This is a genomic window from Arthrobacter sp. B3I9 (assembly GCF_030816935.1).
Taxonomy (GTDB): domain Bacteria; phylum Actinomycetota; class Actinomycetes; order Actinomycetales; family Micrococcaceae; genus Arthrobacter.
Genome location: NZ_JAUSYO010000001.1, coordinates 3,507,767 through 3,520,270, shown reverse-complemented (window position 1 = coordinate 3,520,270; position 12,504 = coordinate 3,507,767). Strand labels below are relative to the sequence as shown.

At 62.8% G+C, this 12,504-nt stretch carries 12 protein-coding genes and 1 pseudogene; 8 read left to right on the top strand and 5 right to left on the bottom strand.

Features of this window, described 5'->3' with window-relative positions; genetic code table 11:
• Positions 1 to 17: 17 nt before the first annotated feature.
• The 3 genes and pseudogenes from QFZ65_RS16290 to QFZ65_RS16280 form a co-directional block, all read right to left on the bottom strand.
• Complete coding sequence (locus QFZ65_RS16290) at positions 18 to 494, bottom strand: hypothetical protein (RefSeq protein ID WP_306911784.1); 477 nt, start codon at positions 492 to 494, stop codon at positions 18 to 20.
• Between the two features lie 125 nt (positions 495 to 619).
• Positions 620 to 1,012, bottom strand: a pseudogene (locus QFZ65_RS16285) (GNAT family N-acetyltransferase); the annotation flags it as partial.
• A gap of 126 nt (positions 1,013 to 1,138) precedes the next feature.
• A complete protein-coding gene (locus QFZ65_RS16280) occupies positions 1,139 to 2,152 on the bottom strand; it encodes a LacI family DNA-binding transcriptional regulator (protein ID WP_306911783.1) in 1,014 nt (337 codons plus the stop codon).
• Between the two features lie 198 nt (positions 2,153 to 2,350).
• On the opposite strand from QFZ65_RS16280, the gene QFZ65_RS16275 reads away from it, so the two are divergent.
• The 7 genes from QFZ65_RS16275 to QFZ65_RS16245 are packed head-to-tail and all read left to right on the top strand — an operon-like array spanning position 2,351 to position 10,105.
• Positions 2,351 to 3,730, top strand: coding sequence for an FAD-dependent oxidoreductase (locus tag QFZ65_RS16275; RefSeq protein WP_306911782.1), 1,380 nt, complete (start codon positions 2,351 to 2,353; stop codon positions 3,728 to 3,730).
• Entirely contained in the window at positions 3,727 to 4,731 is a 1,005-nt protein-coding gene (locus QFZ65_RS16270) for a zinc-binding dehydrogenase (protein ID WP_306911780.1), read from the top strand. Before QFZ65_RS16275 ends, QFZ65_RS16270 begins: the two co-directional genes overlap by 4 nt.
• A gap of 57 nt (positions 4,732 to 4,788) precedes the next feature.
• Entirely contained in the window at positions 4,789 to 6,162 is a 1,374-nt protein-coding gene (locus tag QFZ65_RS16265) for an MFS transporter (protein WP_306911778.1), read from the top strand.
• Positions 6,159 to 7,289: a Gfo/Idh/MocA family protein gene (locus tag QFZ65_RS16260; RefSeq protein ID WP_306911776.1), complete on the top strand. Its 1,131-nt coding sequence runs from the start codon at positions 6,159 to 6,161 to the stop codon at positions 7,287 to 7,289. Before QFZ65_RS16265 ends, QFZ65_RS16260 begins: the two co-directional genes overlap by 4 nt.
• An 8-nt stretch (positions 7,290 to 7,297) precedes the next feature.
• The gene (locus QFZ65_RS16255) at positions 7,298 to 8,164 is read left to right on the top strand and encodes a sugar phosphate isomerase/epimerase (RefSeq protein WP_306911775.1); all 867 of its coding nucleotides are present in this window, start codon (positions 7,298 to 7,300) and stop codon (positions 8,162 to 8,164) included.
• Complete coding sequence (locus QFZ65_RS16250) at positions 8,161 to 9,318, top strand: dihydrodipicolinate synthase family protein (RefSeq protein ID WP_306911772.1); 1,158 nt, start codon at positions 8,161 to 8,163, stop codon at positions 9,316 to 9,318. Before QFZ65_RS16255 ends, QFZ65_RS16250 begins: the two co-directional genes overlap by 4 nt.
• A 4-nt stretch (positions 9,319 to 9,322) precedes the next feature.
• Positions 9,323 to 10,105: an SDR family NAD(P)-dependent oxidoreductase gene (locus QFZ65_RS16245; RefSeq protein ID WP_306911771.1), complete on the top strand. Its 783-nt coding sequence runs from the start codon at positions 9,323 to 9,325 to the stop codon at positions 10,103 to 10,105.
• Positions 10,106 to 10,264: 159 nt separating this feature from the next.
• On the opposite strand, the gene QFZ65_RS16240 is transcribed toward QFZ65_RS16245, so the two are convergent.
• A complete protein-coding gene (locus QFZ65_RS16240) occupies positions 10,265 to 10,771 on the bottom strand; it encodes a GNAT family N-acetyltransferase (RefSeq protein WP_306911769.1) in 507 nt (168 codons plus the stop codon).
• Positions 10,772 to 10,922: 151 nt separating this feature from the next.
• On the opposite strand from QFZ65_RS16240, the gene QFZ65_RS16235 reads away from it, so the two are divergent.
• Positions 10,923 to 11,582 (top strand): dihydrofolate reductase family protein, encoded by a 660-nt coding sequence (locus tag QFZ65_RS16235; protein ID WP_306911767.1) that lies wholly within the window; start codon positions 10,923 to 10,925, stop codon positions 11,580 to 11,582.
• 150 nt (positions 11,583 to 11,732) lie between these two features.
• On the opposite strand, the gene QFZ65_RS16230 is transcribed toward QFZ65_RS16235, so the two are convergent.
• Positions 11,733 to 12,479 (bottom strand): haloacid dehalogenase type II, encoded by a 747-nt coding sequence (locus QFZ65_RS16230; RefSeq protein WP_306911765.1) that lies wholly within the window; start codon positions 12,477 to 12,479, stop codon positions 11,733 to 11,735.
• Between the last annotated feature and the right edge of the window lie 25 nt (positions 12,480 to 12,504).

Here is a 12,504-nt window from a genome sequence, read left to right as displayed (position 1 = left end):
CTTCTCTCGTGCTGCCGTCAATGGACCGTCAGGAGCAGCCCGAGCAGGGAGCCGTAGACCACGTGGGCTGCCACGGCCACCGCCGGCGTCTGGATCCCGTAGTTCAGGCCCAGCAGACCCGGAGGTTCGAGCGCCGCGCGGGCGGCCGGGCCTGCCCTGGTGCTCGCCATTCTGGGATGGATGCCGGGCAGCAGGGGCAGGATGACGGTCAGCGCCACGGCGACGTGCAGGAGTCCGAGCAGGGCGCCGATCCACCACGTGGCCCGGCCGAGCAGCGCAAAGACCGCCGCGTAGCCGAGAGCGAAAACCTGTCCTACTGCGAGGTGGATGAAGAAACCGGCGATCCGCGCCTTGTCCGGATCCGGCGTGGCAAGGCTGCCGAGGACCAGGGGCAGGTCGAGCCGGGTCCAGCCGGCCATCTGGCAGGCAATCATCACCGCGGTCAGGGCCGTGGTGGCGAGCAGCCCGAACAGCGCCCAGCCCGGCCAGTCCATCTCAACCGCCGACCCGATGCTTGCCAGGGGGAGCTGCTTGGGTTGCTGTCATGACGCACCTCTAAAAGTAATTTATTCTATTTTAGAAGGTGCTGCGGGCGGCAGGCAAGGCCCGAAGGTAGCGCTCAGCGGCATTCCTGCGGCTTGCGTCGAGTCGCTGGCGTTGCGTTCCGGGCCGAGGTCGCGGAGCATGACCAGCTCGCGCCTGCCACCTGGTAGCAAATCGCCGGTCCGCAGGACACGATGAAGCCGTTCCGTTCGTTAGTGCGCCGGGCTGCCACATTGTCCGGCATCACGGACAGGGCGAGCATCGACGCACCAGTGCTCGCGGCCCAGTGCGCGACCGCTGTGATGAGTGCAGCGGCGACGCCACGGCCGCGAACGGCAGGGCTGACCCACATCGAGATGAGCTCCTCACGGCTACGGCTGTCCTCGTCCGGGACGCCAGTGGCCACGCCCACCGGAGCGTTTCGGTCGGCCTCGACCGCATGCCGAGTACTTTTTGGAAGGGACGTGGTTGGTTCAAAGTGCGGCGGGGAAAGGCTGGATTTCCGCCTTGGTGGGGGCCCTACACCACCTGAGCAGGAAGGTAATCCTCAACGACCAACAACCTCTGGTCCGGAGCGCTCATTGGCGGCGGCCCCTCACGCATTGGGATGCGGTGCCGTTGTGGAGCCCACACGCAGTTCGAATGGCGGGGCTGCTGGAACGTCAGACCCATTTCCCTCCGTCGCAATGTATCTGGCCGCAAGACGGCCAAGCTCGACGAGCGGCAAGGTCATTGTCGTGAGCCCAAAAACAAGGCCGCCGCGAGTTCCACCAATGCCGGCGACCGACACATCGTCCGGCACTTTGTATCCGGAGCTCCACAGATATGCAAGAACTCCCACCGCAACTTCGTCGTTGGTGCAGACGATCGCATCGGGAAGGAGACCGTCCGCCACGAGTTGCGCGACGGTTTCTCTCCCGGACTCCTGATTCATAGTCGAGAGCCCGACGACGTTGGGTCGCAATTGCGCCTCAAACATCGCATTGCGATAGCCGACAATTCGTTGCTCGGTGGCTGAAAGACCTGGCAAACCTCCCATGAATGCGACTTTACGGTGGCCAAGCGAGAGCATGTAGCGGGTGAGTTCGTGAGCGGTCGCAACGTTGTCTATGACGATCCTCGTGGAATCGAACCCGCGGGGAGCCAGTGCCACTACTCGCGTGCCGCCCCTCACTGCAACGTTGACCTCGCGGGCCAACTCGGCGGTTCCAGGCGCACCTTCGATGTCGCTGCCGCAGAATACGATCCCGGACGCCTGGTGCTCTCGCAACACACGAAATTTAGTGCGCTCCTGATCGGGATCGCGGTTGGCGTTAGCCAAAATGGTGATGTATCCGAATTTTGCCGCCTCGATTTCGAGGCCACGCGCCATCTCCGCAAAGTACGGATCGAGAATGTCGCTGGCAATGACCCCGATAATCTTGCTTCGCTGCTGCTTAAGCGCCTGCGCAGCAGCACTCGGGGTGTAACCCAATGTTTCAGCGGCAGTCCGCACGCTTGCTTGCACTTTTCGGGACACTGGATGACTCTGAGCGGAACCGTTGAGTACGCGCGAAGCTGTGGCAACTGAGACTGACGCCAGTTCGGCTACCTCGCGCAGTGTGGCCATGATCCGGACTCCTTCGACGTTATCGTCGCTCCAGCGTAGTTGGACGCCGAACAACGATTGTGGTTTGCATCTCGTAATTTTCTTGACAGCCAAACTACGGTACGGCTAGCGTAACGGAAAACGTTATCCATTGCCATCGCCCGCCGTCCATGGTCCTCGGCAAACGTTATCCACTTAGACTCAAAGGAGAGAACCCTCATGACTGACTTTTCGCAACCCTTCGACCTCATAGTGGTAGGAGCCGGCGCGGCAGGACTTGCCACCGCAAATCGAGCGGTAGATCTAGGTGCCCGCGTTCTGCTGCTCGAAAAAGGCGAAGCCGCCGGCGGATCTGCTGCACTCTCGGCTGGCATTCTCTGGACCGCGCCAAACCTCGAGGTTCTCCGCCGTATCCAGCCCGACGGTGATCCAGTGCTTGGACCGCTCGTGGTGGCGGGATACGAGCAAGCAGTTGAAGACGTCCGCGCCGCGGGCGTGACCGTCAGCGAGGAATGGCACGACCACCTCGAATGGGGGCGTGCCTGCAAAATCGACATTCTGGATTTGTTCACTAAGTGGACGCGTAAGGTCGTCACCAAGGGAGGAGCACTTCTGACCGGAGTGAGCGAGGTCAAACTTGTCATCGAAGACGGTCGAGTTGCTGGAGCGTCGTTCGTACATGATGGCGAGTCGAAGACTGCGTTCGCCGGGGGCACCGTTCTCGCTACCGGAGGATTTCAAGGTGACCCCGAGTTGAAGCAGCAGTTCATAGGTAACGGCGCCGATGACATCGCTGTGCGAAGCAACCCCCATTCGGTCGGGGACGGCTTTCGGCTCGGAACCGCCGCGGGAGGAGCCGCCAGCCGCCACCTATCCGGCTTCTATGGCCATACGCTTCCCAGCCCGTTGCCGGTCTCGCCCGAGGTGTTCCTCCGGCTCACGCTCTACTTCTCCACTTACGGTGTCCTCGTCAACCGGCTCGGGCGCCGTTTCACGGATGAATCTCTCGGTGATGAAGTTTCCAACCAATTCGTGGTTCGTGAACCCGGTCGGCGAGGGATTCTGATCTGGGACGATGAAGTGCAGCAGAAACGCGCACTCGCCGTTCCGTACCCCAGCGGTATGGCGTTGGACAGGCACGCCGAAGCGACAAAGCTCGGTGCCCGCACCGCGGAAACGGACACCCTGGAAGAACTGGTCGATGTTGTCGCCGGCTGGGGCGTCGACCGCTCGGCCCTGGCTTCAACCCTCGAGAACTACCAGCGAGCTGCCACCGGTGAGCCGGCGATTCTCGACGCACCCCTGCCGAAGCGTCCGAGCCCACTCAAGACGGGTCCCTTCCGCGCGATTGAGGTGCAACCGTGCATCACCATCCCATTCGGTGGTCTGCGCGTAAATGGCGACAGCCAGGTTCTCGACCGCGACAACCATCCGGTCGCAGGGCTGTTCGCAGCCGGAGCTGATGCGGGCGGAGCACAGGATCTCCGTTACGTGGGCGGTCTCGTCTTCGGGTTCGTGTTCGGCCGTCGCGCCGCAGATGCAGCACTCGCTCCCACCCTTGAGGAGCGAGGCGGCGCTCAGTTGGTCTCTGCTTTATGAGCACGCAGACCCCCGCCCGTGCCGTCGTCTGGCAGGGGCCGCAGCAGATCGCCGTCGAGGATCGACCGCCGATGGCCTCAGTCGCCCCCGACAAGATCGTGGTTCGCGTCGAAAGCATCGGAGTGTGCGGCACAGACGTGAGCCTATGGCGAGGAGACGACTCGCGAATCGTGCCTGGGACGGTCATTGGCCACGAGTTCGGAGGAACCATCGTCGCCACCGGAACCCAGGTAACAGGCTGGACCATCGGCCAGAGTGTGGCTGTTGATCCCAATCTGGTCTGCGGAACCTGCTCGGAATGCGCGACAGGTTCCCGCGGCCGGTGTCCTCAGCGTCAACTGATGGGCATCGACACCGACGGGGGGCTTCAGAACTACGTCACCATAGATCCGGAGAGCGCAATCATCGTTCCCGGAACCCCAGACCCACGGGCCCTCGCGCTGGTCGAACCCATCGCTGTTGGCGTTCATGCCTGCTCACGCGCCGGCGTCACAGCCGGGACAAGTCTTGGAATCATTGGCGGCGGTGCCATCGGTATGGCGTGCGCCCTGCAAGCCCAAAGTCTCGGCGCCAGCAGTGTCACCGTTGTTGAGCCCGACGCCGTCCGCCGCGCAACTATAGAAACATACGGCGTTACGGCCCTCGCGCCTGGGGACGCACGATCCGTCAGCTGGGATGTCGCGATAGACACAGTGGGGCAGGGATCCACCATCACAGCCGCCATGGATCTGGTTAAACAAGGTGCCACGATTTGCGTCGTAGGCCTCGCCCACGGCGGCACTTTGCCTCCGACGACAGATCTTGTCCGGCGTGAACTCACCATCACTGGCACGTTCTGTTATACCGCCGGCGACCTCCACACTGCCGCAGAGCTGGTATCCCGGCACGGTCTCGGAGCCCTCCCGGTCGACATCGTCCATGGACTCATTCCTGTGCCCGGAGCTATAGAGGATATTGCTCGTGGTCACCTCGGTACGGGCAAGACGGTCATCATCCCATAACCCACCCGTCCCTATCCGGGGCCGGAATCAACTGAACCTGCAATGAAGGAGAAGTCAGTGAGTAGCTCGACACAAGCCACTGCGGCCGCGCCGCACAAGAAAAATAGTCCCGCCCGCGCCGCCGTTGCGAGCATGGCCGGCGGCACGCTGGAGTACTACGACAATTACATCTACGCTCTAGCGGCAGCGCTCGTCTTCGGAAAGATCTTCTTCCCCGAAGCCGGTGGCGTCGCGACGCTGGCGGCGCTAGCGACGTTCGCAGTCTCATATGTGGCCCGGCCTCTCGGTGCGGTTCTCTTGGGACATTTCGGTGACCGAATCGGCCGAAAGAAAGTTCTCGTCTTCATCCTCGTGCTGATGGGAACATGCACGTTCCTGGTCGGTTGCTTGCCCGGTTACGCCCAGATCGGTGTGTGGGCACCGGTCCTGCTGATCACACTTCGCATACTGCAAGGGATTTCCGTCGGTGGTGAGACGGCCGCCGCAACCGTGCTCACCATCGAGGTGTCCCCCGAGGGCCGCAGGGGATTCTTTACGAGTTGGGCTCCCAACGGGATCGTCGGTGGCTTCGTGCTGGCCACGCTCATCTTCGTACCCATATCGGCGCTGCCGGAAGACCAACTGCTCACATGGGGGTGGCGCGTCCCATTCCTGCTCAGTGCGCTCGTCACGGTCGCTGGATTTGTCATCCGGGCCAAGCTCGCCGAACCCGACGCCTTTGTCGAAGCCAAGGAAGACGGCTCGCTCGTGAAGGTGCCGATCGTCGAAGTATTCCGCTCCCACTGGCGGGCAATCATCCTCGTTACCTTTTGTTCGCTCGCTTTCGCCATTGACACCGTCATCAAGGTGTTTGCACTGTCATTCGCCACGACCGCGCATGAGATCCCGCGAAGCACCATGCTGTGGGTCCTAGTGGTCAGCCACGTGTGCGCGCTTGTTACCCAGCCGTTCCTGGGAATGCTCTCCGACCGGATCGGGCGCAAGCCGGTATTTATTGCGGGAAACATCGGGTGTGCGGTCATGATCTTCGGGTACTTCGGGGCGATTCAGGCTGGGAATGTTCCCCTGCTGTTCATAACAGGCATGCTTTCAGTCGCCTGCGCCTATGCTGCTATCAACGCCACCTACCCGTCATTTTTTGCGGAAATGTTCAACCTCAAGGTCCGTCAGACCGGAATGGCGCTCGGCTTGCAGATCGGTCTGATCGCGTCCGGATTCGCACCCATGATCTACACAGCCTTGACTGCAGGCAACCCGGCCGACGCGACGCCGGTCGCGATAATCTCCGCAACCATCGCCTTGATCGCCGTCGTTGCTGCGCTCATGGCGAAAGAAACCTTCAAGGTGCCGCTGGACCAATTGGGTGCGCGGATCTCGACCACCACGTCATCGGCCGCTTCGACGGCGATCGCATCAGGAGCCCGCCCATGAGCGGCCAGTTCCGCGTAGGAATCGTCGGCTGCGGCAACATCTCCGACAACCACTTCCAGTCGTACTCCTCACTGGCGGACGTTGAAGTCATCGGCGTCTGCGACGTGGACCTGGCAAGGGCGCGGGAATTCGCGAGTGATCGCGGTATCGCTCACGCTGTCGGCTCCGTGCAAGAGCTCATTGCGCTGGGCATCGACGCGTTGAGTGTCTGCACACCGCATCCGACCCACGAAGCCGTCGTGACCAAAGCCGCGGAAGCCGGCGTACACGTTCTGTGTGAGAAACCGATCGCGACCGACGTTGCGTCGGCCGAAAGGATGGTGCAAGCCGCCGAACACAATGACGTCACGCTGGGCGTGGTGTTCCAGCGCCGGTTCTGGCCCGGAGCTCAGGCCCTGCGCGCCGCCATCGATGACGGCCGTCTTGGCCAGCCGATGCTTGGTCACTGCCAGGTGCTCCTGCACCGTGGCACGGATTATTACGACGCCTCTGAATGGCGCGGTACGTGGGCAGCGGACGGCGGCGGGGTGCTCATGACCCAGGCGATCCACAACATCGACCTGTTGCAGTGGTTCATGGGCGATCCGGTAGAAGTGAGTGCAAAAGCCGGAGCTTTCGTCCTCGGCGACAGCATCGAGGTCGAAGACACGGCAGCGGCATTGATCACCTTCGCATCCGGAGCCATCGCGACCCTAGCTGCCACGGTGGCTGCGTCGCCCAACCTTGGCACACGCATCATCGTCACTGGGAGCAACGGCGCGACAGTGAACGTCACGGAGTACCCGGAAGGTTCCGATGCCGTGAACGATCTCTGGGCCGTACCCGGCGAGGAATGTGCAGCAGCGGTGTTCGCGGACGGCCTTAGCGGGGACATCCCGGTCGCGGAAGTCAACGCACGGCTCCTGCCGCTGCACAAACTTCAGGTAGCCGACTTCGTTGACGCCGTACGCACGCGGCGGGCGCCCGCCGTCAGCGGACAGGAGGCGATGAAATCTCTGCAAATCGTCGCCGCCATCTACGAGTCGGCTCGTACCGGTCTCCCAGTCAAGATCGGCACGGCTGACGAGCTATCACGTCAATTTGCCCATCTGGAATCCCGCGCCGTCGAACCGGCGGGCTCGCGATGACACTTCCCATGACTGATGAGGAAAGCCTGCGTCTTAGCCTCAACCAGGCAACGGCTCGTCCGTACCCGTTGATTGATACTGCGGAAGCAGCAATGAGGGCGGGAATTAGCCACATCGGACTCTGGGTCGAACCTGTGGAAGACACCGGGGTTGCAAATACTAGACGGATAGTCGCCGACACAGGACTGACGGTCAGTTCGGTCTGCCGGGCTGGATTCGTCGCCGACAAGGAAGGAGCCGAACTGCGGGCCGCGATCGACAGCGTCAAACGGGCGCTCGACTTAGCGCATGAGGTCGGTAGCCCCATGCTCACTTTCATCGCCGGTGGACTACCAGCCGAGGACCGGGACATCCGCCACGCCGAGACGAGAGTGAGGACAGCCCTCGAAGAACTTGAACCGCATGCCCGCAGCGCTGGGGTGAGGCTCGCGCTCGAGCCACTTCATCCCTTGTTCGTCGACAGCCGCAGTGTAGTTACGACCATCGCCCAGGCGCTGCGGGTAGTGAAGGATCTGCCGGTCCAATCCGTGGGGATCCTGGTCGACGCATACGCCACGTTCTGGGACCCGGACTTCCACGACGCCGTTGCGGCAGCCGGACCGCGGATCGCCGGCTATCAGGTGAGCGACTTCGCACTGCCCTTGCCGGTGCCGGAGAACATGAACGGACGGCTCTTCCCCGGCGACGGGCAAATCGACTTTACCCCCTTCACAAGATCAGTCCGACACGCCGGCTACAAAGGCCCTATCGAAATCGAAATCTTCAACGACGACGTCTGGAAGCTACCGCTGGAAACGATTATCAGCCGCACTGTCGCCAGCTTCAAGCGCCATATCGCCGAACCTGTCAACGAACTGGAGCGCCAATCCGAATGAATACCTTGACCACCATCGAGCTACCTGCCGCCGACGGATACCGCACGGTCGAACTCTTGGAACCGGCTCTGCTGGACACCGTCAGTACCCCGCCCAGGTCCCGCATCGCCTACGCCGCCGGCCATGTGGTGGGCGACCCGCTCCGGTCCAGCACCGGATCGCAAGCAGCCATCGACTGGGACGCTACCCTCCGCATCCGCCATTCCCTTTGGGATCTGGGCCTTGGCGTCGCGGAGAGCATGGACACCGCGCAGCGCGGAATGGGGCTCGACCCCACAACAGCGCTTACGCTCGCGAAGCGCACACTTGCCGAGGCGCGCACCGCTGGCGGTGCGGTCGTCGTTGGAATCGCCACGGACCAGCTCGACGCAGCACACCATTCGCTCGAGGAAATCACGGACGCCTACATCGAGCAGCTCGGCGAGATTGAGGCTGCGGGGGGCAGCGTTGTCATGATGGCCAGCCGCCACCTCGCCCGCGCCGCTAAAGGTGCAGATGACTACCTCAGCGTCTACGGCAAGGTGCTGGACTCCGCCAGCCGTCCCGTGATCCTGCACTGGCTCGGCTCCATGTTCGACCCCGCCCTCGAAGGCTACTGGGGTGACCGCTCTATTTCTGAAGCGTCCGAAACCGTATTGGCACTCATACGCTCCAAAAAGGACAAGGTCGCCGGGATCAAGGTTTCACTACTCGACAAGGAACATGAGGTCAGCCTGCGTCGCAGGCTTCCTGCCGGAGTACGTCTATTCACTGGCGACGACTTCAATTACGCCGAGCTCATCGCAGGCGACGAGCAAGGCCATAGCGACGCACTCCTCGGCGCGTTTGCCGCGGTTCCGCGCTTCGCGTCCGCGGCATTCGCGAAGCTCGACCAGGGCGATCACACAGCGTTCCGCAACATCCTGGAACCGACAATCCCGCTGAGTCGCCTTATTTTTGAAGCTCCGACTCAGTATTACAAAGTCGGAGTTGTCTGGCTTAGCTACCTGACAGGATGGCAGAGCCATTTCCGTATGATCGCCGGCCTCGAATCCGGCCGCTCCCTCTTGCACCTCGCGGACTTATTTCAAGCGGCCAATGGCATCGGGCTGTTTCCCGATCCAGAAACGTCCGCTGAGCGCGCGTCCGCATACTTCCGCGCGCAGGGATTCTAATCCGATGTCGACTCACGGATTCACCATTGCCGCGATTGACCCATCTGCGCCCACATCCACCGCAATCCGCTCGTTTGCGGATCTCAACTGCTTGGTAGTTGGCGCCGCTTCCGGCATCGGCTACGCAACCGCCGCGATGCTGAGCCAGAAGGCGGGGCGACTGGTCGGTGCAGATTTGCCGACAGCTACGTGGCCGAACACCGACAACCAGTATCCGCAGTTGCCCATCGACATTTCCGACCCCGCATCTGTCCGCGACGCTGTCGAACGAACGATAGAAATTGTGGGGCGGCTGGACGTCGTCATTAACACGGCCGGGATCTTGGGCAAAGTCCAACCTTCCTCGGAGGAAACCCTCGAAGAGTTTGAGCGGCTCCTTCGTGTCAACCTTGTTGGGGCGTTCGCGCTGTCTAAAGCGGTGCTCCCCGTGATGGTGGGCCATGGGTTCGGACGGCTCGTCCACTTTTCGTCGACCGCGGGAAAAGAAGGGGTTCCTGGTATGACCGGATACTCCGCCAGCAAGGCAGGCATCACCGGTCTTGTGAAGGCGCTTGCCAAGGAGTATGCCACGACTGGTGTCACGATCAACGCGATCGCACCCGGCAAAGTTGACACACCCTTCATCACGTCGCAACCCCCAAAGGCGGAGGATCTGCAGCGTATTCCGATGAGGCGTCTGGGTACGCCTGAGGAGGCTGCGGCGCTACTCGAGTACATCATTTCGCCCGGTGCCTCTTATACGACGGGATTCATCTATGACCTTTCCGGAGGAAGGGCCGTATATTGACTACCGAGCATGTGGCCTCCCCCGATGCCTGCGGCGGTGCCTACCGCGCTGGGAAGCTTCCGCAGTTGGGCGATGACAACGGCAGGGAAGCGAAGGCCTTAGTCCTGCCGGTCGGTGGACTGCTACCTCGCCGAAACACATGCGTACCGGCCGGCTTTGTTATGGGCTGCTCGACGTGAGGTCGCGGAGCATAATCAACTCGCGCCGGCCATCCGGCAGCAGATCGCCGGGTTCGCGGGACACCGTAAAGCCGTTCCTTTCGTAACTGCGCCGGGCTGTGAGGTTGTCCGGCATCACGGACAGGGTGAGCGTCGCCGCACCAGCGCTCGCCGCCCAGCGCGCGACCGCTGTGATGAGTGCGGTGGCGACGCCACGCCCGCGAACGGCAGGGCTGACCCACATCGAGATCAGCTCGGCACGACTGCCGTTGCCCTCGTCCGGGATGCCAGTGGCCATGCCGACAGGAACGTTCCCGTCGCCGTCGAAGGCCAGCAGGTTGATCGCTCCCGGAATAGACAGGCGCTTCCGCCAGCGGTCCTCCGACGCGTCTGCCCAGTCCTGCAGGTGTGAGCCGAAAGCATCCGGCGCGTCGGCCAGCGCGGCGAGCCTCACCGACCGCCAGACGCGCCAGTCGTCGGCAGAGATGGTGCGCAGCTCGATGGTCATGCCGCTACGATAGCGACTTGCGCGACGGCGACAGCCGCGGAAGGCACCGATAGGAAGGCTCCGCCAGCTGGACTGTTGTACCGAAACTCTTGAGTCGCCGTCGTCGATCACCCTAGAGTGATCGCCAACGGCTAGCACCCTAGGAGATGACATGTCCCTCGTCCGCGTGCACAACTTCTCAATTTCCCTCGACGGCTTCGGCACCGGTGAGGGCCAGCAACTCGAGACTCCCTTCGGCCACGCAGGCTCACGGCTGATGCAGTGGGCTTTCGGAACGCGAACCTTCCGCGCGATGGGCCTCCACGGGGAGTCGGAGGCATCCTTCGGCGTCGACGAGGCCTTCGCCAGCCAGTGGGGGCCCGGGATCGGTGCGGAGATCATGGGGCGCAACAAGTTCGGCTATCAACGCGGTCCCTGGGAGGACGAGGAATGGAAGGGCTGGTGGGGCGATAATCCTGTCTTCCACACCCCCGTCGTTGTCCTGACACACCACCCCCGGCCCGTACTCGAGATGGAAGGCGGAACAACCTTCCATTTCGTCGACGCCGACCCCGTCACCGCGCTCAAGCAGGCCCAAGCCCTGGCCGGCGACCTCGACGTCCGGATCGGCGGGGGCGTCAGCACCGTCCGGCAGTTCCTCGAGGCGGACCTGATCGACCACATGCACCTCGTCATCGTGCCGATCATCCTTGGCCGGGGTGAACGGCTCTGGGACGGACTCGAAGGGCTCGAGGAACGCTTTGACATCGAAGCGACCCCATCTCCCAGCGGCGTTACCCATCTGATCTTCACCCGCCGCACGGAGCGGTAGGCCGACTTGGGAGCGGCTGCCTACAGTTGGGTATCCAAACCTGGCTGACTCGCAGCACAGCGATTATTGCCGGCCCGCAGCCCTGACACACGAACAGAGAGGTTTCTAGTGAGTGGCGGCAGGCCGGGCGAGTGACGTCACCGGGGCAGCTCAGACCCCGAGCTCGTGAGCCAGTTCAGTGATGCTCGACGCCGAGAGATCCCAGTCGCTCTCCGGCGTCAGATCCGCAACCTGGCCCGGGCCGTATTCGGTGGGGCGGGTGATGAACGCCGTCGCCAGCCCGGCCTCCCGGGCGGCACGCAGGTCGTTGTTGTGCGCGGCCACGAGCATCACAGCACCGGGCCTGAGGTCCAGGAACTCCGCAGTCCGAAGGTAGGCCGCGGGCAGCGGCTTGTACGCGCGCGTCATGTCCGATCCGATGATCACGTCCCACGGAAGCCCGGCGTTTCTGGCGATGTCCAGCAGCAGCGAGGTGTTGCCATTGGAGAGGGGACCCACGATGTAGCCGCGGCGGACGGCGGAAAGGCCCTCCAAGCTGTCCGGCCATGGGGGCAGACGGTGCCAGGATGTATTCAGCTCTTCCAGGCTGCTTGCGTCCAGCCCGTCGGGATTGAAGCCGTGTTGGCGGAGCACCTGATCCAGGTTTTCACGGTGGAGTGTGTCCAGGGTGGCGAATTCCCGGGAGCCGGAGCGGATGGCCTCCATTGCCGGCTGGTAGAGGGCGCGCCAGTCATCGGCGAACGCCTCGGCGTCGAGAGGCTGCCCATGTGTTGCGGCGAAAGCGGCCGCCTGCCGGGCGACGCCGGTACGCCAGTCCACCACTGTGCCGAAGGTGTCGAAAAGGACGGCGCGTATCCCGCACCCGGTTGACGGTGAAAGGTATGGCTGGATGGTCATATCCTGTTTCCTTCCCAATGATTCC